Annotated in this window: 29 protein-coding genes and 1 tRNA gene; 14 read left to right on the forward strand and 16 right to left on the reverse strand. The window is 64.8% G+C overall.

Annotated elements, in window-relative coordinates; all coding sequences use genetic code 11:
* Nucleotides 1-76: 76 nt before the first annotated feature.
* The 13 genes from PVT71_RS13640 to PVT71_RS13700 all read right to left on the reverse strand — a co-directional run bounded on the left by PVT71_RS13640 (nt 77) and on the right by PVT71_RS13700 (nt 12,074).
* Complete coding sequence (locus PVT71_RS13640) at nt 77-2,194, reverse strand: head maturation protease, ClpP-related (protein ID WP_353472330.1); 2,118 nt, start codon at nt 2,192-2,194, stop codon at nt 77-79.
* Complete coding sequence (locus tag PVT71_RS13645) at nt 2,181-3,623, reverse strand: phage portal protein (RefSeq protein ID WP_353472332.1); 1,443 nt, start codon at nt 3,621-3,623, stop codon at nt 2,181-2,183. Before PVT71_RS13645 ends, PVT71_RS13640 begins: the two co-directional genes overlap by 14 nt.
* A gap of 1 nt (nt 3,624) precedes the next feature.
* Nucleotides 3,625-3,828, reverse strand: coding sequence for a hypothetical protein (locus PVT71_RS13650; protein WP_353472333.1), 204 nt, complete (start codon nt 3,826-3,828; stop codon nt 3,625-3,627).
* Nucleotides 3,829-3,848: 20 nt separating this feature from the next.
* Nucleotides 3,849-6,002, reverse strand: a complete 2,154-nt coding sequence (locus PVT71_RS13655; RefSeq protein WP_353472334.1) for a terminase gpA endonuclease subunit — start codon at nt 6,000-6,002, stop codon at nt 3,849-3,851.
* A gap of 8 nt (nt 6,003-6,010) precedes the next feature.
* Entirely contained in the window at nt 6,011-6,679 is a 669-nt protein-coding gene (locus PVT71_RS13660; RefSeq protein WP_353472335.1) for a DUF1441 family protein, read from the reverse strand.
* A 121-nt stretch (nt 6,680-6,800) separates the two neighbouring features.
* Nucleotides 6,801-7,511, reverse strand: a complete 711-nt coding sequence (locus tag PVT71_RS13665) for a hypothetical protein (protein WP_353472336.1) — start codon at nt 7,509-7,511, stop codon at nt 6,801-6,803.
* A gap of 119 nt (nt 7,512-7,630) precedes the next feature.
* A complete protein-coding gene (locus PVT71_RS13670) occupies nt 7,631-8,086 on the reverse strand; it encodes a hypothetical protein (protein WP_353472337.1) in 456 nt (151 codons plus the stop codon).
* Between the two features lie 270 nt (nt 8,087-8,356).
* A complete protein-coding gene (locus PVT71_RS13675) occupies nt 8,357-9,220 on the reverse strand; it encodes a hypothetical protein (protein WP_353472338.1) in 864 nt (287 codons plus the stop codon).
* A complete protein-coding gene (locus tag PVT71_RS13680) occupies nt 9,217-9,795 on the reverse strand; it encodes a hypothetical protein (protein ID WP_353472339.1) in 579 nt (192 codons plus the stop codon). Before PVT71_RS13680 ends, PVT71_RS13675 begins: the two co-directional genes overlap by 4 nt.
* A 183-nt stretch (nt 9,796-9,978) precedes the next feature.
* A complete protein-coding gene (locus PVT71_RS13685; RefSeq protein ID WP_353472340.1) occupies nt 9,979-10,608 on the reverse strand; it encodes a hypothetical protein in 630 nt (209 codons plus the stop codon).
* A complete protein-coding gene (locus PVT71_RS13690; protein ID WP_353472341.1) occupies nt 10,605-11,198 on the reverse strand; it encodes a hypothetical protein in 594 nt (197 codons plus the stop codon). Before PVT71_RS13690 ends, PVT71_RS13685 begins: the two co-directional genes overlap by 4 nt.
* 108 nt (nt 11,199-11,306) lie before the next feature.
* Entirely contained in the window at nt 11,307-11,768 is a 462-nt protein-coding gene (locus tag PVT71_RS13695) for a hypothetical protein (RefSeq protein ID WP_353472342.1), read from the reverse strand.
* A gap of 75 nt (nt 11,769-11,843) precedes the next feature.
* Nucleotides 11,844-12,074, reverse strand: coding sequence for a carph-isopro domain-containing protein (locus tag PVT71_RS13700; protein ID WP_353472343.1), 231 nt, complete (start codon nt 12,072-12,074; stop codon nt 11,844-11,846).
* 62 nt (nt 12,075-12,136) lie between these two features.
* Here PVT71_RS13700 and PVT71_RS13705 point away from each other — a divergent pair, with 62 nt between their 5' ends.
* Together PVT71_RS13705 and PVT71_RS13710 are read left to right on the forward strand one after the other, a co-directional pair.
* Nucleotides 12,137-12,823, forward strand: coding sequence for a S24 family peptidase (locus PVT71_RS13705; protein WP_353472344.1), 687 nt, complete (start codon nt 12,137-12,139; stop codon nt 12,821-12,823).
* A 333-nt stretch (nt 12,824-13,156) separates the two neighbouring features.
* The gene (locus PVT71_RS13710) at nt 13,157-14,242 is read left to right on the forward strand and encodes a hypothetical protein (protein ID WP_353472345.1); all 1,086 of its coding nucleotides are present in this window, start codon (nt 13,157-13,159) and stop codon (nt 14,240-14,242) included.
* 628 nt (nt 14,243-14,870) lie between these two features.
* Here the strand turns inward: PVT71_RS13710 and PVT71_RS13715 are convergent.
* Both PVT71_RS13715 and PVT71_RS13720 read right to left on the reverse strand, forming a co-directional pair.
* Nucleotides 14,871-16,373 (reverse strand): hypothetical protein, encoded by a 1,503-nt coding sequence (locus PVT71_RS13715; protein WP_353472346.1) that lies wholly within the window; start codon nt 16,371-16,373, stop codon nt 14,871-14,873.
* Between the two features lie 271 nt (nt 16,374-16,644).
* Nucleotides 16,645-17,402 (reverse strand): IS5 family transposase gene (locus PVT71_RS13720; RefSeq protein ID WP_353472347.1). Its coding sequence is split into 2 segments (ribosomal slippage): nt 16,645-17,066 and nt 17,066-17,402, totalling 759 coding nucleotides; the frame shifts between segments, so codons are not numbered across the junction.
* A gap of 264 nt (nt 17,403-17,666) precedes the next feature.
* Between PVT71_RS13720 and PVT71_RS13725 the strand changes: the two genes are divergently transcribed.
* The 7 genes from PVT71_RS13725 (at nt 17,667) to PVT71_RS13755 (ending at nt 22,719) form a co-directional block, all read left to right on the forward strand.
* Complete coding sequence (locus tag PVT71_RS13725) at nt 17,667-18,011, forward strand: hypothetical protein (RefSeq protein WP_353472348.1); 345 nt, start codon at nt 17,667-17,669, stop codon at nt 18,009-18,011.
* 358 nt (nt 18,012-18,369) lie between these two features.
* Nucleotides 18,370-18,645, forward strand: a complete 276-nt coding sequence (locus tag PVT71_RS13730) for a DUF2312 domain-containing protein (protein ID WP_353473885.1) — start codon at nt 18,370-18,372, stop codon at nt 18,643-18,645.
* The gene (locus tag PVT71_RS13735) at nt 18,645-18,890 is read left to right on the forward strand and encodes a hypothetical protein (RefSeq protein ID WP_353472349.1); all 246 of its coding nucleotides are present in this window, start codon (nt 18,645-18,647) and stop codon (nt 18,888-18,890) included. The genes PVT71_RS13730 and PVT71_RS13735 overlap by 1 nt, the downstream gene beginning before the upstream one ends.
* On the forward strand, nt 18,890-20,998 hold the full coding sequence (locus PVT71_RS13740) for a DNA cytosine methyltransferase (protein ID WP_353472350.1): 2,109 nt from the start codon (nt 18,890-18,892) through the stop codon (nt 20,996-20,998). The genes PVT71_RS13735 and PVT71_RS13740 overlap by 1 nt, the downstream gene beginning before the upstream one ends.
* A gap of 307 nt (nt 20,999-21,305) precedes the next feature.
* A complete protein-coding gene (locus tag PVT71_RS13745; RefSeq protein ID WP_353472351.1) occupies nt 21,306-21,482 on the forward strand; it encodes a hypothetical protein in 177 nt (58 codons plus the stop codon).
* Nucleotides 21,479-21,685, forward strand: coding sequence for a hypothetical protein (locus PVT71_RS13750; protein WP_353472352.1), 207 nt, complete (start codon nt 21,479-21,481; stop codon nt 21,683-21,685). The genes PVT71_RS13745 and PVT71_RS13750 overlap by 4 nt, the downstream gene beginning before the upstream one ends.
* Nucleotides 21,682-22,719, forward strand: a complete 1,038-nt coding sequence (locus tag PVT71_RS13755; protein WP_353472353.1) for a tyrosine-type recombinase/integrase — start codon at nt 21,682-21,684, stop codon at nt 22,717-22,719. The genes PVT71_RS13750 and PVT71_RS13755 overlap by 4 nt, the downstream gene beginning before the upstream one ends.
* A 113-nt stretch (nt 22,720-22,832) precedes the next feature.
* Here PVT71_RS13755 and PVT71_RS13760 read toward each other — a convergent pair.
* Nucleotides 22,833-22,916: transfer RNA gene (locus PVT71_RS13760), tRNA-Leu, on the reverse strand.
* Nucleotides 22,917-23,081: 165 nt separating this feature from the next.
* Between PVT71_RS13760 and PVT71_RS13765 the strand changes: the two genes are divergently transcribed.
* The 5 genes from PVT71_RS13765 (at nt 23,082) to PVT71_RS13785 (ending at nt 25,676) form a co-directional block, all read left to right on the forward strand.
* Nucleotides 23,082-23,660, forward strand: a complete 579-nt coding sequence (locus PVT71_RS13765) for a YqaA family protein (protein WP_353472354.1) — start codon at nt 23,082-23,084, stop codon at nt 23,658-23,660.
* A 4-nt stretch (nt 23,661-23,664) separates the two neighbouring features.
* Nucleotides 23,665-24,138, forward strand: coding sequence for a disulfide bond formation protein B (locus PVT71_RS13770; protein ID WP_353472355.1), 474 nt, complete (start codon nt 23,665-23,667; stop codon nt 24,136-24,138).
* A 139-nt stretch (nt 24,139-24,277) separates the two neighbouring features.
* Nucleotides 24,278-24,526 carry a PepSY domain-containing protein gene (locus tag PVT71_RS13775; RefSeq protein WP_353472356.1) on the forward strand — a complete coding sequence of 83 codons (249 nt, stop codon included), beginning with the start codon at nt 24,278-24,280 and terminating at the stop codon, nt 24,524-24,526.
* 65 nt (nt 24,527-24,591) lie between these two features.
* A complete protein-coding gene (locus PVT71_RS13780) occupies nt 24,592-25,143 on the forward strand; it encodes a cytochrome b/b6 domain-containing protein (protein WP_353472357.1) in 552 nt (183 codons plus the stop codon).
* Nucleotides 25,140-25,676 (forward strand): LuxR C-terminal-related transcriptional regulator, encoded by a 537-nt coding sequence (locus tag PVT71_RS13785; RefSeq protein ID WP_353472358.1) that lies wholly within the window; start codon nt 25,140-25,142, stop codon nt 25,674-25,676. The genes PVT71_RS13780 and PVT71_RS13785 overlap by 4 nt, the downstream gene beginning before the upstream one ends.
* Nucleotides 25,677-25,681 lie beyond the last annotated feature (5 nt).

The raw sequence follows: 25,681 nt of genomic DNA on the forward strand, positions 1-25,681 counted from the left end.
CGGATTGGCCGTGTTCCAGGCCGCCATGAAAGACGGGCGGCGGTGCCGCCCGCCACAAACTCGGATCGGCGCCCGATCAGGCGCCGGCGTTCTTGTAGGCGCCGCGGAACTCGCTCGCCGCCGCGCCGAAGATGTGGCGGGCGTTCATCGTGACCTTGTCGGGGTTCATGCCCTCGATCGTCTGCACGGTCGGCGCCTCGTAGCCCTCGAGGTAGGCCACCGAGATCGGCGGCAGGTCCTCGGAGACCAGGTACCAGGCGGTGTCCGAGCCACCCGCCGCCGCGCCGATGTTCGGCACGGTGATCGGGCGCAGCGTGCCTTTGTAGGGGTTGATGTCGCCGTCCCTGGCCGGAGTGGTCGCGGTGGCGAACTGCAGCGCATCAACCTCGAGAGCGGGCGGGACGATCAGCAGGTTCGGCTCGACCTGCAGGAAGTCATCCTTATCCTTGCTGCCGAAGGCGGTCTGTTCCCAGAGCGCCTTGCGGCCCGCGCCCACGGTCGTGACCGAGATCGCGCCGGCGCTTCCCGCGAGGTTCTTGTGAGTCGCGTGGAAGAGCGCCACGTTGTCGGACTTCAGCACGGCGTTGGTGCGGATCAGCGACCACACCATGCTCGACTCCATCACCCGCGCCGCCATCGCGAACTCGCGCGGGATGCGGTCGAAGGCGCCCATGTCGTCGTTCACCACCGCCTCGAAGGTGAGGTTGATGGTGCGCCCGCGGCGCTCGACCTTCAGCCCCTCAGCCTGGTCGTTCAGCGTGGCTTCCTGGTACTCGCCGTTTTCCTTCACGGTCTTGAGCTGGAAGTCCCCGCCGAACCGCACCGCGTGCAGCTCGCGGAAGTCGGCAGCCGTCATCGGCGCGCCGGTGACCACCTGCCAGTTCGCGCCGCGCCGGGCGTACTCGGCGATCAGCGAGCGGTTCATCACCTCGGTGGTGATGTAGGCGAAGTCGCTGACGCCGAGGGCGCCGCCGAGCATCGTGGTCGCGCGCATGCCGAGGCGGATCGACTCGGTGTCCGAGTAGGACCGGCCGGCCCCGGAGAGCTCCATCGCAAGGCCGCGCAGGCGCATGCCGCGGAACTGCGCGCCCGGGCCCTCGTAGTTGCGCATCATCGCCTGCACGAGGCCCTCGCGGCGGGCCTCGGTCTCGTCGCGGGTGATCTGCGCGGTCGGCGAGCTGCTGCGCCCCACCGGCTCGGCCGCAGCCATGATCGACATGAAGCGGGCCGAGGCATCGGCGACCGAGGTGCCGTCGTCGATCAGCGTATCGACGTCGGCCTGGGCAAGACGGCCCGAGGCGACGAAGGCCGCGGACATCTCGCGGATGCCGCGGGCGCGCGCACGCTCGGCCGCGACGACATCGGGCGCGGTCATGACCGGCGCCGGCTCGACGGCCGGGGTGGTCGGGGTGACGGCGTGTGCCGCCGGGTTCGGCTTGGTCATGATGATCTCCATTTCAGAGGGATTGGCCGAGATGGCCGAGGTGCCGCCATCCGGCTCGGAGCGTGCGGCGGTGGAATTGTTCGGAGGCAGGTAGCCTTCGCGCTTACGGACGTGCATAGCCCGGAAGGATTTCGCCGAGAGCGTATAGGCCTCGAGCGCGGCCTCCATCGTTGCGTACGCGGCGACCGGCACCCGATCGTCCGTCGAAGCGCCGTCGATGGAGTCGGCAAATCCTTCGGCAACCGCCTCTTCGGGCGAATACCAGGTCTCCGCCTTCATAATCTCGCGCACCTCTTCCGGGCTCTTTCCGGAGGCGGAGGCGTAGACGGATGCGTAGAGGTTCGCGGCGCGATCGAGATCGTCGGCGGCCTTGCGCAGCTCTTTCTCCGTGCCCCAAGCGTAGCCCGAGGGATCGTGGATCATCAGCTGTGAACCACTCGACATGCGCCGCGAGGTGCCGGCCATGAAGATCAGCGAGGCAGATGACGCCGCCAGACCCTCGACCACGATGTCGGTGCCGCCCGGATGTCCGGCGAGGATGGCGCGAACTTGCTCGCCGCCCCAGACATGGCCACCATCAGAGTTGAGGCGCACCGTCACGCGGCCCTCGCCCAATTCCTGCAGCGCCTCGCGCACCATGCGCGGGCAGAAGAACACTTCCTCTTCGTACATCCACGAGGCGTATTCGTCCAAAAGGACGGGGCCGCTGAGGATGAGTTCCCCCGCGACAATGAGGTCACTGGCCTTCATCGGTCTCTCCTTGGTCGGTGGTCGGTGCCGCCTTGGGCTTCGGCGAGGTCTTCAGACCCGACGCCTTGTCAGCCTCGGCGTCCTGTGCGCGCTCCTGGCGGATGGTGTCGGGGTCGCGGCCCAGCTCGCGCTGCGTGCGCTGCCGGCTGTTGAGGCCCGCGCCGATCTCCTCGATCATCGCGGGGATTTCCTTGGTCGGATCGACGAGGATCCGGCGCGGCGGCGTCCAGTCCATCTCGAAGGTGAGACCGCGGTGCCCCGCCAGCGCCAGCCCCTCGCGGAACCAGCGCTCCATGCCGAGGCAGAACTGCCCGATCATCAGGTTGCGCTGCCACATGCGCACCAGCCGGTCCATCTCCATGCGGCCCATCCGGCCCGAGGAGAAATTGACGCTGCGCAGGTCCCCCGCGAGGCTCTCGTAGGTGATGCCGAGCCCCACCGCGACGGTGGCAAGCCCGCGGCGCATGAAATCGTCGTAGCCGTCGACCGTCGGCGGCTCGGTGAAATGCGGCTTGGCGCCAACCGGCAGGTCGACCACCGCGCCCGGCGCCAGTTCCTCGAGGCCCTGCCCCGCGTTTGCCGGCCTCTGCGCGCCGTCTTCCCATTCGACCACCACCGCCATCAGCGCCGCCATGCGCTGCTTGAGGATCTGCGCCTCCTGGTAGTCCGAGAGCTCGCCCAGGGTCATCATGACCGGCGCAAGCCAGGGCACGCCGCGCAGCTGGCCGGGCCGGTCGAAGCGGCGCACGTGGATCACGTCCGACCAGTGGACCCGGGTCGAGGTCAAAGCCTTGCGGGTCTGCACCGCGCCGGGGTGCTCGTTGAAGAGGTGGTAGGCCTCGATCGCGCCCGTGGGCCCGTACTCGACGCCCTCGACCACGAGGTTGTCACCCCAGCTCTGGATCGTGGTGTCCAGCAGGTCCGCCTCGATCAACTCGACCTGGTAGGGCAGCCTCAGGTTTCGGCTGAAGCGCGTGTTGCGCATCCGCCGGCGCACCAGCACCTCGCCGTCGGTGAAGACCGTGGACATGACGATGCCCTGCATCTCCGAGAGGTCGTATTCGCCGAGCGCGTCGATGTCGGTGCTGGTCAGGTGCGCCAGCAACTCCGCCACCGTCCCCTTGGCGTTCTCGCCCGCGCGGATGCTCGGGGTGATCCCCTCACCCACGACGTTCGCGACGATCACGTCCTTGCCCCGGGCGGCATAGGCGCGGTTGCGCACGAAGTCGCGGCTCATGTTCCGCAGGCGCACCCGCGAGCCGTAGGCGGCGGCATCCGCCGAGGAGCCGGGTGCCTTCCAACCGTAGGTCCGCCGCCCGCGCGAGGCGGCGTCGTAGTTCATCAGCACCTTGGTCTGCGCCCGGGCCCGCGCCCGGCGCAGGCCGGCGCCCGGGTTGAAGAACCCGATCATGCTGTCGAGCGGGTTCATCTCAGAGCCCCCGCGACGCGCGCGGATAGGAGACGCGAAAGGCGCCCGTCGCCCGGCCCGAGACCTCGTCCTCCATCATGCGCAGCGTGGACTTCATCTCCTCGAGCGTGCGGTACTGCACCTCCTCGCCATTGAGGCGTACCCGCGTCACGCCCCTGGCGATTGCGGCCTTGATCGTGTCCACATCGGCCTGCGTCCATGCCATCGGGTCTATCTCCTCTTGAGTCAGCCGATGCTGCGGCGGGGCGCAGGCGGCGGCGTGTCTGGCCGCGCGGGCGCGGTCTCTGGTGCGGCTTGCTCGGGCGCCCCGGCGTCCTGCGCCACGGCGAAGGCGTTGCCGGGCCCGAGCACCGCCCAGTCCGGTGGCGCTTCGGGGTTGATCCGGTTGAGCCCTTTATGCTCGGCCGTCGCGAGCGCCTGGACCGAGAGGTCCAGCGTCTCGTTGCGCGTGACGCCCTGCTTCTTCTCGTAGCCCTTGGCGGTGCGCTGCTCGGCGAGCAGTTCGGCCAGCGCCTCGGTCTCCATCCAGTCCGGCACGTGCTGCGCGCCGATCCCGCGCTCGAGACGGCCGAGCGCCGACAGGACGCTGTCCTTCAGTCGGTCGACCGCCATGTTGAGCAGCTTGATGCCGCGCGCCTTCTTGCCCTTCGAGCCGCGCTCCGGGGCCTCGAGCCAGACGCGGTCGCGCTGGTGAAACCCGCCGCGCCCGATCGACAGGAACCAAAGGTGCCCCTGCCCGGCCCGGCGCCGCCCGCGCCAGAACTTCTCGGCATTGTCCGACCAGCCGGCCGGGCCGTTGAAGTCGATGGTCAGCGCGCAGGGCTTCAGCGCCCAGCTCTCGCCCTCGACCGGGAAGGCCCGATCGGCGAGTTCGAGCAGCACGTCCGCGTCCTCGGCGTAGCGGCCCGGATCGATCAGCCGGTAGCGGCCATCCTCATTCTTTGCCCGCGGCGCGTGGTCGGGCGGCTGCGAGATCGCGAAGCGGTCGATCACCGCCCGCTCGCCCTGCTCGCCCCAGCCCATCGCCAGGACCTCGAAGCGGTTGCCCTGCACGTCGATCGAAACCGTGACGAACCGGCACCAGTTCGGCGCCACGCCCTTCGGTAGCGTCACCGCCGCCTCGCGCAGCTTCGTCGTGGTCAGCTCGTCCTCGTCACCCTGCGCCGGCCGCTTGAAGGGCTCGGCCCGCTCGGTGAAGAACACCCGCGAGAGCTCGGTGTAGTCGCCGAACTGCTCGGCCTGGCGCATCGCCGCGAGGTAGGAGCTGACCAGCCCCTCCCAGCTCGCGAAGGCCGCCGCCGCGCCGTTGAGGCTGTAGCTCGCGATGTCCGTCGCGCGCAGGTCAGGATCATCGATCCGCACCAGCGCCCGCTTGCCGTCCTCGAGGCGCGAGCTTTCGTGCAGCCAGCCGCCGTGCCCGGCGAGAGCGCGGCGGTTGAGTTCGAGCTTGTGCCGGTGCGCGTAGAGCTCGCCGCAGTCCGGGCACTCCATCTGCGCCCTGGCACCGGCCTCGGCGGGCTCGAGCGCGTCGTCGTAGACCAGGCGCTCGAAGTGCGGCTCGAAGAGCTCGCCGCAGTTGCGGCATTCCCAGTACCAGCGCCCGCGCGTGCCCTCGTTGTAGATGCGCACGATCCCGCCAGAGACCGGCGGCAGCTCGTGCGGGTTCATCGGCCCCGCCTTCCAGTCTTCCTCGATCACCGGGAAGGCGGGCGAGCTTTCGAGCAGCACCCCGCCCCGGCTCATGAAGGTCCGGATTCGCTGGCGCGCCATGCCGTAGGGACTGCCCTCGGGCGCGTCCTTCGGACCCAGCACTTGCTTCATGTGGTCGTAGTCGGTCATCAGCACGAGCCGCTGGCTGCGCGACGAGAGCTGGTTCGCCACCGGGTAGCCGATGCTGAGCCGCATGCCGCGGAAGCGCTTGCGGCTGAAAGTGTCGTCATCGCGGCCCCGACCAAGCCGGTCGAAGACCTCCGGGCTGTGCCGGATCGCCGGGTTCAGCTTCTCCTCGACCCAGGCGTCGGCGTCGGTCTTGGTCATGTGGATCACCTGCACCGGGTCCGGCGCCGAGGTGATCGCGTGGAAGGCCACCGTCATCAGCAACTGTGTCTTGCCGGACTGCGACGGGCCCACGAAGCAGACCGTCTTGAACCGGCGCGACTGCGAGGTGTCGGCGGGCTCGACCGTGTAGGGCGTGACCATCCGGTCGAACGGCCGCCAGTCGCCCGCGACCGGCACCCGCATGTAGCGCTCGGCCGCATCCGTCACCGTGATCCGCGAGGGCGGATCGAGCAGCGGCAGGCAGTCGCCGAGGATCTCCGACGGCTGCCGCCAGGACGGCAGCGGCGGGATGTGCCGGACCGAGCTGGTCCGGTCGGACATGACCACCATCAGAGCAGCCCGGCCCGATCGCCGCGGCCGGGCAGCTGCGCGACCTGCGCGCCGCCCAGCATGTCGGTCTCGATGCGCTCTCGCATCTTCAGCAGCAGCGCGTCGCAGTGGCGCTGCACCATGGTCACCTCGCCCGCGTTGAGCCCGAGTTCGCGCTCGAGGTGGTCGGGCAGCGTGCTGAGCGAGGTGCGCGTGACGCCGATCAGGTCCTCGAGCAGTTCCTGAACCCGGCTGGCGCGCACCAGGTCGCCGCGCTGCTCGGCCACGCGGTTGCGGTGGTACTCGGCCTCGGACCACTCGCGCAGTTCCTTGGCGGTGAGGCCGGATTCCTCCGCCTCCTGCCCGTCGTCGAGGTTGCGGAAGAGCAGCGCGTTCTGCGCGTTGCGCTCGTCGCGGCGCAGCCGGGTGTTGCGATCCTCGCTTTCCCGGTGCTGGCGCCAGGCCCAGCACTCGGTGAGGCTGAGCTCGTAGGCGACGCCGTTGCGGCCGCCGGCGAGCACCGGCATGCCCTTGCCGATCCAGTCGGTGATCGTGTTCTCCGACACGCCGAAGACGCGGGAGAGGTCAGCGCGGTTGAGCGGCTCGCCGTCGTCGACCACGCCGTCCGGAAGCGGGTAGCGCGCGACGTCGAGCACGCTCCCGTCCGGAAGCGTGAGCCGGTCCTGCATCTCGATGTCCTCTGCAACAACAACAGGAACCCCAACAATCAGGGCTCGCCGAATTTGGCCTCTTGGATGTAACGGGGTGCGAATAACCCCTGTGCGGGGGCATGGGGGGAAGGACCCACGCCTAGATTTTTGCCTTCAGCACCCGCCAGAGCGCCCGCTCGTAGGCCGCCGGCGCCGCAGCGGTCGCGACCTGCCGGCCGTGCTCCTCCATCGGGAACCGCGCCGAGTAGCTCGGCACCGTGTCCGAGAAGGCGAGCACCTTGCGGACCGTCTCGCCCCGCCGCTCGTAGACCCCCGGCGACAGCGCGCTCTCGGCCTGCGGCACGAAGTAGCCCGCGCGCCGCCTGCCCGCCCGGCGCCGCGCGGCCGCCGTCGTGTTCTGGTGGGCGTCGCCCTGCGCCCTGACCGCCGAGAGCACCTGCTGGATCAGCCCGGGCGAGAGGTTGCCGTAGCGGTTCCGCCGGGCCGCCGCCGTCGGCAGCACCGACTGGATGATCCCCTCGTACTTCATCCGCCGCGACAGCAGCTTCTCGAAGCCGGTCTGCGGGCGCCGCCCACCGGCCTCCTGCACCTCGAGGTAGTGCCTGCCGACCGGCTTGTCCTTGCGCTGGACCGTCGCCACCTGCGTCTGCGGCGAGGCCTTGCGCACGAAGAAGGCGTTCCGCGTGTAGGGCACCGGGCTGTCGAAGACCCGCGCCATCAGCTTCCTGTTCTCGCCGAAGACCGCGAAGGCCATGTCGTTCAGCGCCCAGGCGTTGAGCTTGGGAAGATCGGTGCGCAGGTTGTCGAGGTTGCGGTTCAGGCTGCGAAGCTCGGAGGCGTCGATCCGCATGCTGACCTCCAGACATGGAAACGCCCGGCAGCGGATATGCCGCTCCGGGGGAATCTCTTGAGCCGAGGACGCCGGTCTATAGGTCGATCAAAGCGCCTTCCGAAAAGAAAGGTTGATTACTACGCGCGTCGGTGAAGAAGGAAGCGTAGCGCGGCACGAATAGGAAAGAAGATCGCGATTGCGGCGATCAGAACTCCGAAAAGGCCTGCGTACTGTACATCGAACGAACTCGGGTTTCTCAGGAACGCGACCAATTCGAAAGTGACGCCACCGAAACCACCAATGACGCCCCCAGCCAACACGCCCAAGCCAACAACCGCGAAGGCTGGGACTGCGAAGGCGGTGCCCATTGCAGCGACGCCGATACCACCCACAGTAGCCGCCCAACCGCCGCCAATGATCGCTCCGCTAAAGAACCCCGCTACCGGAGCAATTAGGCGGGAAAGGAAGCTCTTTTGTTCAATGAAGAACCCTGCCACCAAGAAAACAAAGAGCATCGATAGAAACGTTGCGAAGACAGTGGGCAGGTGTTGCCAAGACCAACTCAAGACCTTTTGCCACAGACCAGAGAACATTTTCACCTCGCCACCTAACCAAGCCAATGATCTTGGTAACTTTAAAGGACTCCGCGATCCTGCCAGCAAGTCCCAAAAGCTGTTTCGCGAGAGATTTCTTTATCGTGTCCACCGCCCACAACAAAGCATAGGTAACCGCGTCAGTTTGTGCTCGTGTACGTCGACTTTTGACCTACTACGGTACCCATGAAGACATCGCGGCCGTCTCCCGATCAATCCGGGCGCAATTGGTGATGATGACATAGTGCTACGGCCCGGTGAGGCTAAGGGTCAAGCGCCCCTTTCACATGCCATCTCATATCCCTGCATACGGTTGAGTGCGGCCCGCAGCGCCGCGCGCAGGGCATCCCGGCTCTTTGCATCGACCTTCCAGCCGTGGGCCTGGAGCACTTGGGTCAACGAGAGGCCGCCGAGACAGACCTGGTCGACGAGTGTCCTCGACCGGACCGCCATGCGCTTGACGCCGCCGGGGCGAACACGGCGCACCTCTTTCGCGAGTCCGTCGCCGATCCGGCGATGGAATTGGTGCAGGCGCTCCATGTCGCGAAGCACCGCTACCTCGCGTTCTCCGCCGCCGGAGCTCGAGGTCCGCGTTGTCTCGAGGCTCGAGCACTTGAGCCCGCTGGCGTTGCAGCGCTCGGTCAGCGCCGCATAGTCGCGCGCCGCCGCGATCTGGCCCGAGGTGAAGGGCGGAACGTAGCGCGGCTCCTGCCAGGTCGGCTCGCGCCATCCTCCTGCCGATGCCTCGGCGCAGCGCTCGAGATGCGTGCGCCGCGCCTGCGCCACAACGCCCCTGTGACGCCGCCGCGCCTGGTCATCCATCAGGTCGAAGGCATCGCCGAGCCGCGCCCGATCGCCAAGGCCCTCATCGTCGCGGACCACACGCGGGCCGCTTTCGGTCATCACGGCCTTTCGCGGCACCTCGGCGATCACGGTCTTCCGTGCCGGCGCAACGGGGATCGCCGGGCTGCATCGACGCGGCGGCGTGGCCGTGGCGATGATCTCGCGGCATGCCGCATCCGACATGGAGAGCCGATCAAGCGCGGCCGAGAGCGCCGAGCGACCGGCACTCACCATGTGAAACGCCCGCCCGACCCATGCCGCTCCGCGACTGTTCACGTAAACCACCGTCATGCTCTTACCTCCGGCAGCAGGGCCATTGCCCGCCGCTCCATGCCATCAAACCAGCGTAGCCATTGCGCATCGCCGTCCCGCGCCATGCCGCGCCGTCCCCGATCGAGCATCAACTCGCGCTGCCGCGCCCATTCCTCCGAGCGCTCACGGATTGCCCGCCGGTCACCGTCGGTGAGTGGCGGGCGCTTGCGCCTTTCGAGAAAGGCGAACTCGGCAACGAGCACCCCTTCCTCGAGAGCCTTCGGCCCACGCGCGGAGCCGAACCAGCTGAGGATGGTCGGGTGCTCCTCGACCGGACGCGGCGCCACCGCCTCGGCCAGCGCCGAGATCGTCGCCATCGACGGCCAGGCATCTCGTGCCTTGCCCTCGCCCCGGTAGCGAAGCATGTCGCGCAGCGTCCCGAGCTGCGTGTCGCTCATGTAGGCCAGCGCGTCGGCGAGCTTCACCAGGAAGCCCTCGTGCTGATCGAGCTTCACGTTGCCCGGTTTTCGGAAGCCGTGCTCGGCCAGTGGCTCGATCAGGAGGCGCCGCACCCTGCCCCGCTTGGTTTCGGTGGTGATCTGCTCTTCGGTCATGGCCAGCTCCTCTTCTCGGCCAATCCTGGGTTATCCACAGGTGGGGTCGGCGGGATCGGAGCGAACCGGAAGTATTCTTTCATTTTTTTCTCATCTCCTTTCCTCTCTGGTGACGACAGAACTTCGCAAGTTCTGTCACGCGTCTGATCGGTTCTGTCACACGTGACAAAACCGGTTGTTTGCTCATCTTCTGAAATCGGTGGTTCCGAGGTACTCCATTCCCTCGAGGATGCGCCCGGCCGTGCGGTTGCCGTGCGGATAGGTGTCTTCGAGCCAACGATGCAGTCGGACGACGTAGCGCTGGTCGGAGGCGAGCCGCTCCGAGCCGATCTCAGCGACGGCCTTGCGCAGCCGGCTGATCGCCTGCCGCTCGCGATCCGCGTCCGCCCGATCCTTCGCCTTCTGCTTCCAGTCGAGCGCATCGACGGCAACCTCGGTGACGGTCCGGTGCATCAGCCGGATTTCCCCCGAGCCGATGATGCGGCAGCGCACCCAGCCGTAGAGCGGGCTGGGATCGCGGCGCAGGTAGCCCTCCCATGTCTCGATCGGCATGCCGAGGATCCACGCCTGGCGCTTGGGCTCGACGGGCAGCGTGCCGACAGGGTCCTGCAACTGCGCCTTGCACCAAAGCGCCATGGCGAGCCCCAGCACGTCCCAGTCACCACGGCTCTTGCTGGCGAGGAAGAAGTCGCTCTCCAGGAGGCTCTGGTGATGCATCTTGAAATAGCTGTGCGCCTCCAGGCGCTCGCCGGCCGGGATCGGGTATTGCGGCAGGTCGGTCACGTCCGACACGCGGGTCAGGCTCAATGTCATGCGAGCGCCCTCCGCATTTCCTCAGCGACGAAGGGCTCGAGCATCGTGAGCACGCGCGGGTCTGCCGGGGTCATCGCGAAGGCACGGCGGGCAGCCTCGCGCAGCATGCACGTGCGCGGATCGTCCCCACCGTCCTCGAGGGTCATCTCCGCGCGCGCGTTCAGTGCCAGGCCGAAGCGCAGCCGCCAGCGCTGCACCGTGTAGGCGGACACGTTGAGGCACGCGGCGATTTCGGCGTCCTTGAGTCCCTCGGAGTGCTTCGCGCGGAGCTCGTCCTCAGAAAAGGCGATCGGGCCCTTGGGACGTCCGACGCTGCCCTCGGTCAGGTTCGCGGCCAGCCCGAGCGCCCTGCGCCGCCTTGCGATGGTCGACAGGGCGACCCCTAGCGCATGAGCGAGATCGGCGTCCGAGCGCCCTTCGGCATGGAGCGACTGAAGCTGAGCATCGTCGAACCTCTGGGCCGTGGCCACCGCCGGCAACGCGAGTTCGAGCCGCAACTTCCTGACGAGGCTCCGACCGCACCCGAGCTTCCCTGCGATCGCGCCATCGGACAGGCCGGCTCGCCAGTGCTTCCGCAACTTGCGTTTCATCGCCGCGTGGTCCGACCTATCCATGACAAACCTCACAAGAGATCATGCGCGGTGCCTGCGGACGGCGATCTCCGAACATTACAACACACAAAGAAGACGGAAGGCCGGTCATGCCGCGCACCTGTTGGCCAGAATGGCCGCCTTGGCGCGGAGCAGCGCCGCGACCGCCTCGTCGATCTCGCGCTCTGCGTCTGCGATTGACCGGCTCGAAGCCTTTTCTGCCGCCCGGATCGCCGCCGCCTGCGCCTCGCCGCACTCCCGCGCGATCTCGCCGCAATGCGCATAGAGCGAGGTGACATTTGTTGCGCTCACGACCGGCTGGAACACTCCGCCGGCCAGCCCGGCGAAGTGCCGAGCCAAGGGCACCGCGGCCGCAGGGCAGTCCATCGCCAAGCGGTGCAGATAATTGACGCCGATCCCGCCTGGGCGGTCCTCGTTGTCCTCCATCCCGTAGGACAGGGTTGAACCGCGGATGCCGAGGAAGGCCGCAACGTCCTGATGGCGCTTGCCGGTCGCCTCGACCGCCTCGCAGACCGCGTTCTGGATCGTCGCGTAACGCTGGGGTCTCATGTGAAGAGCCTCGTTTCGTTTAGCTGGAGAAATTTGCGGTGCTGACCCATGGTCACAACAAATGTCAGCACGGGTTCAGGCAGCGGTTTCAGTGGGTGGGATGAAGTCAGTGGGCTCAAGTTCGACCCCTTTCTTCCTGGCCAGCGCCACGAGTCTCGGCACGTGCCGATAAGGAATGAGTCCGTTGGTACCGCCCTTCGAGCGAGGTGCTTGCCACATCGAGACGCGTGTTCGGTGGATGCCAATCGCCTCGGCTACTGCGGTCGGGCCACCGAGGGCGGCGATTATTCGGCTTGCGGGTTCCATGTCGCAAACGTAGCGTTTTTAGCTACACCTCGCAACATGCTTTGTAGCGAATTTCGTTACAGATGAGCGCTGCGCGCACCGATAAACTGCGCTGGAACATGCTTTCGCGAACACCCATATCAACGCCACTTCACGCGTGGCTCAACAAAGCTCTGGAATTCTCAGGGCTTAGCCAAACTGCGCTCGCAGAAAAACTCGACGCGGTGGTCCCCAAGAAAGTTGATCGATCGACCATCAACAAGATGGTCCTCGGGAAGCGCGCAATTTCGGCCGAGGAGCTCCTCCGCATTTCGGAGATTACGGGCTTTGCGGTGCCCGGCGAAACGCCCATGACACCGACCATTGCCATCGCAGGAAGGGTTGGTGCTGGCGCTCAGGTACCAGTTTTCGATGCCTACTCGAAAGGTGCTGGACCCCAAGTGGAATGCCCGCCGGGCCTATCGCCACATGGAGTGGTCGCAGTTGAGGTCGAAGGTGACAGCATGGAGCCCGTGTATAGCGCCGGGGATCTTTTGTTCTACACTCGCGAGGCGCACGATGGCGTACCAGCCCAAGTGATCGGCCACAGATGCGTGGTGGAAGACGAAAATGGTATGGGCTGGGTCAAACAAGTGAAGCCAGGAGACGAGCCAGGTCTGTTTCACTTGATCTCATTGAACCCTGGCGCCAACACAATGTGGAACAAGCGCTTGAAATGGGCCGCGCGCGTTCGTCTTCACTGGCCGGCGGAGCTTGCCAGAAGGGTCTAACGATTGGCTTAGGGAGCGCTCTTCACAGCGAGGTTCGGCCTTCCACGCGGACGCGACATCGGCCTTAAGTTGCCGTTCAGGCTCTGTGAAGCAGATGACCGAAGGCAGCCCAAAGTTGCCGGTCGTGTCAGACGCGGAATGCGCCTAGTGACAGCCCAAATCTGCCGTCCATAATGGGCGCGGAGGAGTTCCACTACAAATTCAATGTCGGCGCTTGCTCGAGGAAGCCCGTATAGCTCGTCGGAGCGCATGCATGCCACAGTCAGAGTCCTGGAGCCGTCGCCAGCTTTGTGCCACCTTTCGGAAGGCACCGGTACTGCTTAGTGTTGGTATATGGAACTCATCATTTCTGACGATCATGGCCTTGGCTTGGATGCAACTGTGGAAGTTGAGCCGGGCATCATCATACTCCACAGTCGAGGGGGAGCAATTGGCTCTTCCAATGCGAGAAATCGTGATTACAGTGTCGGCCTACGCCTCATCCTCAAGCGCATTCTTACGAGTCACATCCAAATAGTCGGTGCGTGGGTAGATAGCAGTCGCGTCCAGATATTGCCTCTCACCGAGCGAGCGATATTGCATCCCAGTGATCTTCCAGAAAACCCTGATAACCTCTTCACACTTGTGAGTCGGCGCATGCAGGCTGTGGGCCGCTCGCCTCACACCGGTCGACGATACGGAAATTCCAACCGACGCATCAAGATATCGGTCGAGGTCCAGTCAATAGCCGAAATCGTTAAGGTAATCGGAGCGATAGAGAAGACCGATACCTTTAAGATGACGACACGACTTCCCACGGAACAGCTCAGAAAAATTACGCCTGAGCACATCTGGCAAGCCATTACGGAGACGGAAGAGTTCGACCCGAGTGGCGTATTCGGACCGTCCACCGATTATGATCTACTTTCTGAAACGGGAAGTCGTTTGCCGCCTAAGGCAGTTTTCGGCCGCGCAGCCAGCTTGGCTCTCGGAATTTCGGTTGGACCTCAACAATTTTCGGCTGGGAAAGGAACGCCTTGTTTCAAAATTCTGGAAGAAGCCGGCTATCGTATCGTTAGAAAAAGTGATCCAGTAGTTCTGACCGAGCTTCTCTCTGAAGAAGACAGAGTATGGGCGGAGGGAAAACCTCGTCTCGTCAGTCATCTGCGGCGCGAACGAGGGCACGGCTTGGCAAAGGCAAAGAAGGCAGAGTTCCTGCGCCTGCATGGCCGCCTATTCTGTGAGAAATGCGAAATGGACCCTATTGAGGTCTTCGGGAGCGAAGACGGGGAAGCATGTATTGAAGTCCATCACCATTCGACAGCCGTATCCGAAATGAGGGACGGGCACAAAACGCGACTCGAAGATCTGCAATGCTTGTGTGCAAACTGTCATCGATACATCCACAGAGTGATGAAAAAAAATGGCCTTAGCGAATGATGGCCTGGGAAGAGAAATAAGAGCAAGAAACTGTCTCGTTTTTTATCTACCGCGTCGCCAGAGCATGTCTGCAGTATATTGGCTGGTGACGCGGCAGCTGTCTGAATTCTGATTAGCAAGGGATTGGCGGTACGGTTCGACTGCCGAACTATGAAATGCCCGAGCTTAGCTAGGCCTTGGCGCGGATGGATAAGAAGTGAACATTCGCCGGGGGAAGTGTTGCACTATACCAGCAAATTATGCTGCTTCCGCATCTCTAATGGCTCAAGTCCGAAGGTAGCTAAAGCGGCCTGTCGCAACTGAGGCGCCGATCGGCTCGAACGCCGGAATGAGGACTCTTGCTGCGGGTTCGTAAATATTCCCGTCTCAAGGCGTAGTCGGACTGTCGGGTAGGCATACGGAGTCGGTGCCAGAAGAAGCAACGCGCAGGGTGGAAGAGTAAGAATTCGCCACTCTATTGGATGACAGCCTAACCAGCAAACGCCAGAAGGTCGCGCTCGCGATAGTAATGCGCAAGTAGACCAACTGGAAGACGCCGTGATCGCGGGCACCCGAATCTACGATCCATCGTGGGTAAATCGTATCGACTGTCGGGGCCGGAATGCATCCGGCCCCGACAGCCCGTTTTCTACAGATCGAGCGCAACCCCGAAGGTCGCGTTTCCGGTGGCGGGATCGGATTGCCCTACCATGCCCGGCAGAAGGTCGGCCACATCCGCCAACAAACCCAGTTCTGCAATCGGAATCCGTGTCGTCTTGACTACTTGGCGCGACAGGATCGGCAGTAGCTTTTTAACCACTTGTTCGAGAATCCAGCCGGCGACCGAAGAAATCGGCCATGGCAGGCTGTTGGTGAAATGGAAGTCGTGGGCCTTTGCGTGCTCCACGCGTGAAACGAAGACAATGTCTCTGCGGCGATGGTCGTAAGATATCGAGAATTTCACATCCAGATGCACACGCCCGTCGAACTGTACGCCGATCGCCTCGTGCCATATGCTGCCAATCTTGATCCCGGCCCCGGCCTGACCAGCGGCAAAGACACCGGTGGTCAGCCGGAAGACGATGGGCCACGGCTTCACCAGATTAAGGTCTAGTTGCCCATCCAGCGCGGCGGTCAGTGAATAATGGGTGAAGAATGGCCCATTGCGACTGCGGTCATTGGTATTGACGGCAGGCTTCAAGACTCCATCAAAATTAGCCCTCAACAGGTTTACGGGAGTGAACAAGAAAACGTGGCCCACATTGCTCGGTTCCTCGTTGGGCAGGGGGACCGGCCATTGGTAATCAGGATGGCCTTCGGAGATTTGCCCGGACACGTTCAGAGCTTCGGGCAAGGCTTCAAGAGCTTCGACGTTGCTTGCCGACAGGGGTTCGACGACGGCGCCGTCGAATGTAGTCCACGTCTGCACGGCACCGCTAAAGGCGGGCTTGTGGGACGGGCAATTACCGAAATTCAACGATGTCGTGGCCGTGAACATCAGAAGATTGTCTTTTGCCGCAAAACGCGAATCATTGCCGAAGGTGATGCCGACGAACATTTCAAGGAAATCCGGGAACTCGAGAGCTTCGACGACCGAACGGGCCATCGCCGGTGCGGCATTGAGAATGGCCGCACGCACCAACAGCTTCAGATCATCCCAATCGGCGTCTGAAAATTCGTAAGGATTAGATTCCAACTGAGTTTTGAGTGCATCGTCAGTTTCCCAAAGATGCTCGACGCGATCGGTGGCATGGGTTTCGCTTTGCGGCGTGATCACGATCCGACGGTCGAGGAATCCGAACAGTCCGATAACTTCGGAATAGTTCAGGCGGACCTTGGCGACGGCTTTGGCGTCGACCTTCAGTGTAAATGAGATGAACAGATTTCCAAGCGTCAGACCGGGCCGGTCCGCGCCCTGCGGTTCCTGGATATCGATAAAGGCTAGCGTGATCGCGCTCATATCGACTTCAGCATCGAATGTGACGCGGTATTTCGACTTAAACAACTCGCTGGACGGCATGTCCTGGACAGCGCTGCTGGATTGAGAGATCTGGCGCAGCAGAACGCGCCGAATGACGTCTATTGAAATACCGATCCCGGCGTTATCTTTGCAGAACGGTTCGAGGTTTGCGTGGGCGTCTTTAGGATGCATGCATCAAACTCCTTAAAAGAAACAGGCCGACATACTTAAAACGGCGTATGGCCCGAAATTAGCTTTGCTTGCATTTGCCCGTTGAACAAGTTTTTTCCGCTTCCAGGGCTGTCTACGGTCACCCAGACGGCTGCGGCCGGCCGGATGAAACTGCGAAGTGGCCTCCTCGTGGCGTTGCGGCGTCTTTTCACAGCGCGGTGGTGGTGGATTTCAATGCCAGTGAATAGATTTCTGATCGGAGTAGCCGATATTCTCTTACTGGGCTCAGGACTCATAGCCAGAAGGTCACAGTAGCGGCGAGAGCGACGGCTGACAGGAAGATCTTCGGGCATCGGTCATAGCGAGTGGCAACGCGGCGCCAGTCCTTGAGCCTGCCGAACATGATCTCGATCCGGTTTCGGCGTTTGTAGCGGCGCTTGTCATACTTCACCGTCGCCTTGCGCTGTTTCCGTCCGGAGATGCAGGCGCGTATCCGTTTGTCTTTCAAAGCTTCCCGAAACCAGTCGGCGTCGTAGCCGCGATCCCCGAGCAGCCAGTCGACATCCGGCAGACTGTCGCGAAGCGCCCGCGCGCCGACGTAGTCGCTCACCTGGCCTGCTGTGACGAACAGGTTGAGGGGACGCCCTTGGCTGTCGCAAATGGCAGGCAGTTTCGCGTTCATGCCGCCCTTGGTCCGTCCGATCAGGCGGCCAGGCCCCCCTTTTTGGCGGCCGAACTGGACGCCGTTCGGTGAGCCTTCAGGTAGGTTGCGTCAATCATCACGGTCTTTTTCTCGCCGTGCCCGGCAGCCAGTCCCGCCATCATCCTCGCGAAGATGCCCTTGTCGCTCCAACGCTTCCAGCGGTTGTAGAGCGCCTTGTGGTGGCCGTATTCCCTTGGCGCGTATCTCCAGCGCAACCCATTGCGATTGATCAAGATAATCCCGCTGAGAACGCGCCGATCATCAACGCGAGGTTTGCCGTGGGACTTCGGGAAGTAGGGCTCCAGACGCGTCATCTGCGCATCGCTCAGCCAGAAGAGATCAGACATATCACCGCTCTGTTCTCGCGCGGTGCATCATGCCCCCCGGCACAATCAATGGGTCTTGAGCCTAGTCCCTCATTCTTAGTTCAGCCGAAGTGGTCCGCACCCCGCTGCCCGCAAGCCGAAAACCTCGTATTAACAGAGATTTACGCAATTTGTAGCTAAATAAGTTACACGGTGGTTGCTTTGTGTAGCGTTTTTCGCTACATTGTGCACATCCCGCATGTTAGCCTAATGTTCCGCGGGTTCTACTTTTAGGGAGACAGCCCAGTGCCAGCTCGCACACCTGACCGCGCGCATAATAGATTTGCCCTGCATCTCACTAACCCCGGCCTTGCAGTCGATTTCCCAGATATCTGCCAGGAATCTTGGCTCGATGCCAAAGAGGCCCAAGGTAAGCCAATCATCAGTGAGCGCCTCGCACGGCTCGAGGCGATGACCTCGCACTATCCGGCCCCACCGGTGGTGGCCGATCGCGAGGATGATCTCGCTGCCGTGCTCGAGCGGGCCCGCCCCGCCATCACCGCCGCATGCGAGCGGGTGAAGGGCGAGCGGGCCGCCAGGCGCGCTCGCCTCATCCAGCGGCTGCTCGGCCAGCCCGAAGGCGCGGCCTAACCCATCCCCGTCGGTCCCATGCCCGGCGCCATCCAGCCACGGGCGCTGCCAGCCGTCCGGCGCGAAGAGACGACGACCAAGAAGAAGCCACCACTCACGCGGTCGCCGGACTCTCTACAGGCCCGCGCCCGCTGGATGCCGCCCAACATGGAACCGATCACACCGAATGCCGGGCATGAGGCCCGCATCCCCTCGCCGCGCCCAACCATGGAATCTGCGTATGCCCCGCGAATGAACGCGGCGAGGGGGCCAGTTTCTTCAACGAGGACCGAGCATGTTGATGCCTCACGAGAACGACTTTCAGCCCGACGACGTCGGCGCCGACATGGCCCGATCAGCGTCGAAGAAGCACACCCCGATGAAGGAAACCGCCGAGGACATCGAGGTGAAGAACGACGCGTATGGCGTCGCCGCGGGCGAACTGAAGCAGTTCATCGAGCGCTTCGAGCGCCTCGACCTCGAGAAGAAGGAGATCGCCGACCAGCAGAAGGCGGTGATGGCCGAGGCCAAGGGCCGAGGCTACAACACCAAAGTCCTGCGCAAGGTCATCGCCCTACGCAAGCGCGACAAGGCCGACATCGCCGAGGAAGAGGCGGTGCTCGCGATGTACAAAGCCGCGCTGGGGATGGATTGATGCAGGACGTCCTTTCAGCACCTATCGCGCCGCCGCCATCCATGGGCGAGCACGCTCATCGCAAGTCGGCCGACCTGCCCCCGCTCAAACCCCAAAGCACCGTGCGCCGCGAGCCGCTGCTGCCCGAGGGATGGTGGGTCGGCGTCCTGGTCTTCGCGATCATCGTCATCGGCGGCGTCTCCCTGCTCAGCTTTGTCCTTTCACTGCTCGCATCGGCGATCCGCTCCTTTTCGGAGGTCTACTGATGCGCGACACCTTCGACTTCCCCGAGCTGCCCGACCGCGCCCTCAACGGCCTGCCGCTGATCGTCGACAGCTTCGCCGGCGGCGGCGGGGCGAGCACCGGCATCGAGCAGGCGCTCGGCCGCGGGCCCGACATCGCGATCAACCACAACCCGGCGGCGCTGGCGCTGCACGCAGCGAACCACCCCGAGACGCTGCACCTCTCCGAGAACGTCTATCGCGTCGATCCGCTCGACCATCTCGCGGGCAAGCACATCGGCCTCATGTGGTTCAGCCCGGACTGCAAGCACTTCAGCAAGGCCAAGGGCGGCAAGCCTGTGGCGCGCAACATCCGCGATCTCGCGTGGATCATCCCCGGCTGGATCGAGCGCATCCAGAAGAGCGGCGGGCGCGTCGACGTCGTGCTGATGGAGAACGTCGAGGAGTTCGCCGGCTGGGGCCCGCTGATCGAGACCGAGCGCGGCCTGATGCCCTGCCCCGACCGCAAGGGCGAGACCTTCGCCACCTGGTGCAAGGCTATCCGCAAGCTCGGCGGCAAGATCGAGCGCCGCGAGCTGCGCGCCTGCGACTACGGCGCGCCGACCATCCGCAAGCGGCTCTTCGTCGCCATCCGCTTCGACGGCCAGCGGATCGTCTGGCCCGCGCCCACGCATAGCGCGCCGGATTCCCCCGAGGTGAAGGCGGGCAAGCTGCTGCCGTGGCGCACAGCGGCGGAATGCATCGACTGGTCGCTGCCTTGTCCGTCGATCTTCGACAGCAAGGCCGAAGTCATGGAAAAGCACGGGCTGCGCGCCGTGCGCCCGCTGGCCGACAACACGCTCGCCCGTGTCGCCAAGGGGCTGCGCCGCTACGTGCTGGACGCCGGGCACCCCTACCTCGTGAGCATCGCCCACGGCGACAGCGGCGGCCGCCGGGAATACCCGCTCACCGAGCCGCATGGCGTCGTGACCGCAGGAGGCATCTCGCACGCGGTGGTCGCGCCCACGCTAATGCGGCAGTTCAAGTGCTCGAGCGCCGCCGACATCGACATGCCTTCGCCCACCATCACCGCCGGCGGCGGCGGGAAGACCGCGCTCATCGCTCCGTCGATCGCGAAGTTCATGACCGGCGCCACTGGCAGCGACATCGCCGCCCCGCTCCCCACGGTCACCGCCAACAGCTACCTCAAGCGCCCCGGCGGCGCGGCACCGCTCGGCATCCTCGCGCCGCTGCTGGCCAGCCTGAAGGGCACCACGCGCCGTATGGACCCCGTGGCGCAGCCTCACCCCACCGTCTGCGCCGAAGGCAACCACGGCGCCGTCGTTGCGCCGGTGCTGACCTACGCGCAGCAGGGCGGCCGCTGCCGGTCGATCGAGGATCCGCACCACACCATCTGCGCGAGCAAGAAAGACCAGAACAGCATGATCGCCGCGACCATGGTGCATGTCGGGAACGGCGAGCGGAAAGGCCAGGCGCCCCGCGCGCTCGACATCACCGCGCCGCTCAACACCGTCGTGGCGGGCGGCGTGAAGCAGTACCCGGTCGCGGCCTTCCTCGCCCAGCAGAACAAGGACGGGCGCGGCGTTCACCCGGGCCGCCCCGCTGGTGAGCCGATCTCGACCGTCACCAGCTCGGGCAGCCACCAGACGCCGGTCGCCGCATGGCTTGCGAAATACTACGGCACCGGCGATGGCGCGCCCGCCACCGAACCGATGCACACGATCACCACCAAGGATCGGATCGTGCCGATGCAAGCCGCGCTCGCGGCCCCACCCTTCGACGATAGCCACGCGCCACGCGCCCGCCAGGTGGCGGAGTTGCTGCGCGAGCACGGCCTCTGGGATGACCGCGAGTTCGTCACCGTCGAGATCGGCGGTACGTCCTTCGTCATCGTCGATGTCGGCATGCGGATGCTCACCCCGCGCGAACTCTTCAACGCGCAGGGCTTCCCGTCCGACTACGTGATCGAGGGTGTCTGGCACGAGCGCGGCGGCGAGTGGGACTTCGAGGCCTTCCCGAAGGACGTGCAGGTGTCCTGCGTCGGGAACAGCGTCTGCCCGCCGTTGGCCGAGGCGCTGGTGCGGTCGAACTGCGCGCACCTGGTGACCGCGATGAAGGAGCAAGCCGCATGAGTGAGTTCGCCACACCAAATGCCCCGGAAAGGGACGAGGCCCTCACCGAGGCAGATGCTAATCAAGAAATAAAGCTTGAAATACCTACACTCCCAAGGACCCAGTCAAATGGACCGGCGAATTCCATGGAGCACTCGGACCAACGCGTCCACTCACAGACAGCACCCATGCTGTCGGCCAAAACCGAGTCTGTCGATACTAAGGGATTAGCCCATGCGGGTAGGCCTCTATCCTTTTGGGTAGGTCGGGACCCTATAGCAGCAGCCGAGATCGAGCGGCTGGGGGCGGCAGTTCGACGGGAGGCAACATGTTCGGAGGCATAGAGATCATCGCCGTAGAGCCGGGCACCGAGATCGAGCACGAGGGCGAGAAGCTCACCGTGACCGAGACCAGTGCCGTGCATCTCGGGAACCGCATGTACATGACCGAGAAGCAGGTGGCGGCGCTCAAGGCCCACCCCTCGGTGAAGACGGAGGCACCATGACTCACAGCCAGCCCCTCGCCGTCCGCGAGTCCCGCGCCGCCCAGCTGCTCGACATGCCACCGGCCTGCTTCCGCGCTCTCGTCGCCCAAGGCGCGCTCCCGCCGCCGGTGATGATCGGCGACCAGAAGCGGTGGAGCGTGGCGCAGATCGAGGCCATCCTGTCCGGCAAGAACGCCATCCCGAAAGAGGACTTTGAACTTTGAAGCCCCCGAAGCCCCGCATCCAGCGCAAAGGACTCATATGGCGCTGGGAGCGCGGAGCGTGGCAACCCTACCATCGGTCGTACTGGACCGAAGACGGCAAGCCGCGCCAGAAGGAAGTCTTCCTCGCGTGGGGCGGTGACGAGGTGGAGCTCGACCGGATGTACTGGCTCGCGCGGAGCGGCAAGCACGCGACGCAGGTACGGCCAGCAACGCACACCTGGCGCGAGTGCATCGTCGAATGGCGGTCTGACCTGACCATCCAGGGCGAGCTCGCCCCGAGCACCAAGAAGAGCTACCGCCGGGCGATGGACACCATCCTCGAGAAGAACGGCGGCAAGGATATGCGCGACCTCACGCGCAAGCAGATGCGCGCCGCTCTGAGCAACCTTGCCGCCACCCCGCGGAAGGCCAGCCGCTACGCGCAAACCATTTCCATCCTCTGGAACTACGCCGCGAAGGAACTGGACTGGCCGCTCGGGCCCAACCCGGCCTCAGGGCTCGCGAAGTACAAGCCCGCGCGCGAGTATGAGCCGTGGCCAGACTGGATGATCGCCAAGCTCAATACGGCCCCCGAGCGCGTGCAGATCGCCGCCGAGCTTATCCGGGGCACCGGCCAGCGCCCGAGCGCGGCCATCACCATGCGGCGGGACCAGTTCGCCGGGGAATGGATGACCGTGGTCGACGAGAAGAGCGACGAGATGTTCCCGGTCTACTGCCCAGACCGGCTGCGCGTCTTCGTCGACGGCCTGCCGAAGCGCGGGGCCCACATGCTGGCGAAGAACCTGACCGAGCCCGTGGGCTATTCATCGATCGAGCACGCGTTCCGCACTTGGCGCAAAGACCTCGGGGAGCGCGCAAAGCCGTTCACGCTGCATGGGCTGCGGAAGCTTGCGATCGTCGAGTTGGCCGAGGCCGGCGCGTCTGACGCCGAAATCCAAGCCGTCACCGGGCAGAGCGCGCAGATGGTGGCGTTCTACCGGAAGAAGGCGAACCGCAAGGCGCTTTCGAAGGCGGCGCAGAAGCGGCGCGAGTGACGGAGAACGAACAGGGGGTGAACAGGGAAACCGTGAGTTCACACCGTGAGTGTGTGAATTTCAGGGGTTTCTGCGAAGGTTGTGAAATCGCGGAAAGCTGAATGATTTCAGCTTGGTACCCAAGGCCGGACTCGAACCGGCACGCCTTGCGGCGGGGGATTTTGAATCCCCTGCGTCTACCATTCCGCCACTTGGGCACGGGCACCGATTTAGCCGCAGCACCGCGCCGCGTAAAGCGGCAATCGTCACGGCCCGGCGTCACACTGACGGAACTGTCAGGGCAAAAGCCCGGTCAATGGCTTGCACCCTGCCGCCGCCCGTGCTTCCTGCGGGAGACACAACCGCCGGAGACCGACCTGCCGATGCTGCGCCGCCTCTACGACTGGACCATGTCGCTTGCCGATCACCCCAAGGCGCTCTGGGCGCTGGCAGCGGTCTCCTTCATCGAAGCCTCGGTCTTCCCGATCCCGCCCGACGTGCTGATGATCCCGATGATCCTCGCGGCGCCGCGCCGGGCCTGGCTGATCGCGCTGGTGGCCACCGCCGCCTCGGTGATCGGCGGGCTCTTCGGCTACGCGATCGGGCATTTCTTCTTCGACAGCATCGGCCGCCCGATCCTCGAGACGCTCGGCAAGGCCGACGCGATGGAGAGCTTCAACGCCCGCTTCAACGGGGTGGGCTTCTGGGCCGTGCTGATCGCCGGGATCACCCCCTTCCCGTTCAAGGTGATCACCATCATGTCGGGCTGGACCTCGATGTCGCTCGGCATCTTCGTCACCACCGCCATCATCGCCCGCGCCTTCCGCTTCTTCATCGTCGCGGCGCTGCTGCGCGCCTTCGGGGCGCCGATCCGGGATTTCATCGAAAACCGGCTCGGCCTGGTGTTTACTGTCTTCGTGCTGCTGCTCGCCGGCGGCTTCTTCCTGGTGAAATACCTCTGAGACCATGACTGACCTGCGCAAGTTCCTCATCCTGATCGCCGCCGGCGGATCGGCCGCCGTGCTGCTCGGCGCGATCGGCTCGCAATACATCGGCGGGCTCGCACCCTGCCACCTGTGCATCCTGCAGCGCTGGCCGCATGCCGCGGCCGTGTTGATCGGCGCGCTGGCGCTGGCATTCCGGGCGCGGATCCTGCCGCTGCTCGGCGCGGCCGCGGCGCTGACCACCTCGGGCATCGGCCTCTACCACACCGGCGTCGAGCGCGGCTGGTGGGAAGGCCCGACCACCTGCACCTCGGGTCCGGTCGGCGGCATGTCCACCGACGATCTGCTCAACCAGATCATGAACGCGCCGCTGGTGCGCTGCGACGAGGTCGCCTGGCAGTTCCTCGGCCTCTCGATGGCCAGCTGGAACGCCTTGATTTCGCTGGGACTTGCGCTGGTCTGGATCGCCGCATGGCGGCACACGACCCGGGCCTGAGGGCGCGGAAAACCGCTCTCAACCAAAGTTGCAGGGGGCGGTATCTGCCCCCCGCGGTGCATGGCGAGCCCGCCGGCGCCACGTCAGATCGGTCCTCGTGGCACGGATGTCCCGTGCCGCTCATACAGGAGACCGATCGATGACCTACCGCCTTCTGACCACCGGCCTTGCGGCCGCCCTGCTCTCCGCCACCGCCGCGCTGGCCTCCCCCTCCGTCCCCGTAGCAACCCAGGCCCAGGTGCGCGAGAAGCTCACGGCCGAGGGCTACGAGGTGCGCCGCATCGACAGCGAGGACGGGATGATCGAGGTCTATGCGCTGAAGGATGGCAAGAAGTTCGAGCTCTACCTCGACGAAAGCCTGAAGATCGTCCGCAGCAAGTCCGAGTGATGCCTGCCGGCCCCGCCTCGCGCGGGGCCGGCGCATCCCTGCTCCCCTGAGAGAGGACCACGCCGATGCCCGACCGCATGTCCCGCCATTTCATCTGGGATCCCTTGCTGCGGATCTTCCACTGGAGCCTGGTGAGCTTTTTCGCCGCCAACGCGCTCTTCGACAATCCCGAATCCCGGCTGCACCGCTGGATCGGCTACGCCATCGGCGCGCTGATCCTGCTGCGGCTGGTCTGGGGCTTCACCGGCCCCTATTCGGCGCGCTTCGCCAGCTTCATGCCGACCCGCGCCGGGCTCGCCGAGCAGATCACCGACATGGCCACCGGCCGCCGCCGCGTGCACCTGCTGCACACCCCGCTCGGCGCGCTGATGATCTTCAACCTGCTGCTGACGCTCTGCGCGATCATCGCCACCGGCGTGATGATGACCACCGACACCTACTGGGGCGTGGGCTGGGTCAAGGAGCTGCACGAGGCGCTGGTCAGCTGGGCCGAGGTCTCGGTCGTGCTGCACGTCGGCGCGGTGCTGTGGGAAAGCCGCCGCACCGGGGTAAATCTGCCGAAGGCCATGGTTACGGGTGTCAAATGCGTCCCGGATGACGCAAAGATCGAGGCATGACGCCGCAAAGCCCCGACAGACCCCTCGTCCTCACCCTCCTGATCGCCGTGCAGCTGCTCTGCACGGCCTTCTTCGTGGTCGACGTCGTGTTCGACGCGACCGAGGCGGGCTGGAACCCGATGACCGACCCCGAGGCCTTTCTCGAGGGCAGCATGGTGCTCTGCCTCGCCGCGGCGATCTGGGTCGAGCTGCGCTTCCTCTTCAAGCTGCTGCGGCACAACGCCCATCTCGAGCAGCAGGTCTCGCTCGCCACCGGCGCCTTCCACGAGATCGTCGAGACGCAGTTCTCGGCCTGGGGGCTGACCGGGTCCGAGCGCGACGTGGCGATGTTCACCCTCAAGGGCATGACCATCCCCGAGATCGCCGCGCTGCGCGGATCGGCCGAGGGCACGGTGAAATCGCACCTCAACGCCATCTACCGCAAGGCGGGGGTGGCGGGGCGCGGCGCATTGTTGAGCCTCTTCATCGAGGAGCTGATGACCGGCGCAGCCCCCGCGCCACAGCCCGTCCCCGTTGCCGCAGAAGACAGGTGACAGCG

The organism is Salipiger sp. H15 (assembly GCF_040409955.1).
GTDB lineage: Bacteria > Pseudomonadota > Alphaproteobacteria > Rhodobacterales > Rhodobacteraceae > Salipiger.

Excerpts from the sequence above, each read along its gene's own strand:
- PVT71_RS13735 (WP_353472349.1), top strand. The coding sequence starts at position 18,645 with ATGCAGGACGTCCTTTCAGCACCTATCGCGCCGCCGCCATCCATGGGC.
- PVT71_RS13705 (WP_353472344.1), top strand. The coding sequence starts at position 12,137 with ATGAGCGCTGCGCGCACCGATAAACTGCGCTGGAACATGCTTTCGCGA.
- PVT71_RS13675 (WP_353472338.1), bottom strand. The coding sequence starts at position 9,220 with ATGACGGTGGTTTACGTGAACAGTCGCGGAGCGGCATGGGTCGGGCGG.
- PVT71_RS13770 (WP_353472355.1), top strand. The coding sequence starts at position 23,665 with ATGACTGACCTGCGCAAGTTCCTCATCCTGATCGCCGCCGGCGGATCG.
- PVT71_RS13650 (WP_353472333.1), bottom strand. The coding sequence starts at position 3,828 with ATGGCATGGACGCAGGCCGATGTGGACACGATCAAGGCCGCAATCGCC.
- PVT71_RS13700 (WP_353472343.1), bottom strand. The coding sequence starts at position 12,074 with ATGGAACCCGCAAGCCGAATAATCGCCGCCCTCGGTGGCCCGACCGCA.
- PVT71_RS13745 (WP_353472351.1), top strand. The coding sequence starts at position 21,306 with ATGTTCGGAGGCATAGAGATCATCGCCGTAGAGCCGGGCACCGAGATC.
- PVT71_RS13740 (WP_353472350.1), top strand. The coding sequence starts at position 18,890 with ATGCGCGACACCTTCGACTTCCCCGAGCTGCCCGACCGCGCCCTCAAC.
- PVT71_RS13680 (WP_353472339.1), bottom strand. The coding sequence starts at position 9,795 with ATGACCGAAGAGCAGATCACCACCGAAACCAAGCGGGGCAGGGTGCGG.
- PVT71_RS13660 (WP_353472335.1), bottom strand. The coding sequence starts at position 6,679 with ATGCAGGACCGGCTCACGCTTCCGGACGGGAGCGTGCTCGACGTCGCG.
- PVT71_RS13730 (WP_353473885.1), top strand. The coding sequence starts at position 18,370 with ATGAAGGAAACCGCCGAGGACATCGAGGTGAAGAACGACGCGTATGGC.
- PVT71_RS13780 (WP_353472357.1), top strand. The coding sequence starts at position 24,592 with ATGCCCGACCGCATGTCCCGCCATTTCATCTGGGATCCCTTGCTGCGG.
- PVT71_RS13715 (WP_353472346.1), bottom strand. The coding sequence starts at position 16,373 with ATGCATCCTAAAGACGCCCACGCAAACCTCGAACCGTTCTGCAAAGAT.
- PVT71_RS13645 (WP_353472332.1), bottom strand. The coding sequence starts at position 3,623 with ATGAACCCGCTCGACAGCATGATCGGGTTCTTCAACCCGGGCGCCGGC.
- PVT71_RS13695 (WP_353472342.1), bottom strand. The coding sequence starts at position 11,768 with ATGAGACCCCAGCGTTACGCGACGATCCAGAACGCGGTCTGCGAGGCG.
- PVT71_RS13690 (WP_353472341.1), bottom strand. The coding sequence starts at position 11,198 with ATGAAACGCAAGTTGCGGAAGCACTGGCGAGCCGGCCTGTCCGATGGC.
- PVT71_RS13640 (WP_353472330.1), bottom strand. The coding sequence starts at position 2,194 with ATGAAGGCCAGTGACCTCATTGTCGCGGGGGAACTCATCCTCAGCGGC.
- PVT71_RS13655 (WP_353472334.1), bottom strand. The coding sequence starts at position 6,002 with ATGTCCGACCGGACCAGCTCGGTCCGGCACATCCCGCCGCTGCCGTCC.
- PVT71_RS13785 (WP_353472358.1), top strand. The coding sequence starts at position 25,140 with ATGACGCCGCAAAGCCCCGACAGACCCCTCGTCCTCACCCTCCTGATC.
- PVT71_RS13685 (WP_353472340.1), bottom strand. The coding sequence starts at position 10,608 with ATGACATTGAGCCTGACCCGCGTGTCGGACGTGACCGACCTGCCGCAA.
- PVT71_RS13765 (WP_353472354.1), top strand. The coding sequence starts at position 23,082 with ATGCTGCGCCGCCTCTACGACTGGACCATGTCGCTTGCCGATCACCCC.
- PVT71_RS13750 (WP_353472352.1), top strand. The coding sequence starts at position 21,479 with ATGACTCACAGCCAGCCCCTCGCCGTCCGCGAGTCCCGCGCCGCCCAG.
- PVT71_RS13665 (WP_353472336.1), bottom strand. The coding sequence starts at position 7,511 with ATGCGGATCGACGCCTCCGAGCTTCGCAGCCTGAACCGCAACCTCGAC.
- PVT71_RS13670 (WP_353472337.1), bottom strand. The coding sequence starts at position 8,086 with ATGTTCTCTGGTCTGTGGCAAAAGGTCTTGAGTTGGTCTTGGCAACAC.
- PVT71_RS13775 (WP_353472356.1), top strand. The coding sequence starts at position 24,278 with ATGACCTACCGCCTTCTGACCACCGGCCTTGCGGCCGCCCTGCTCTCC.
- PVT71_RS13710 (WP_353472345.1), top strand. The coding sequence starts at position 13,157 with ATGGAACTCATCATTTCTGACGATCATGGCCTTGGCTTGGATGCAACT.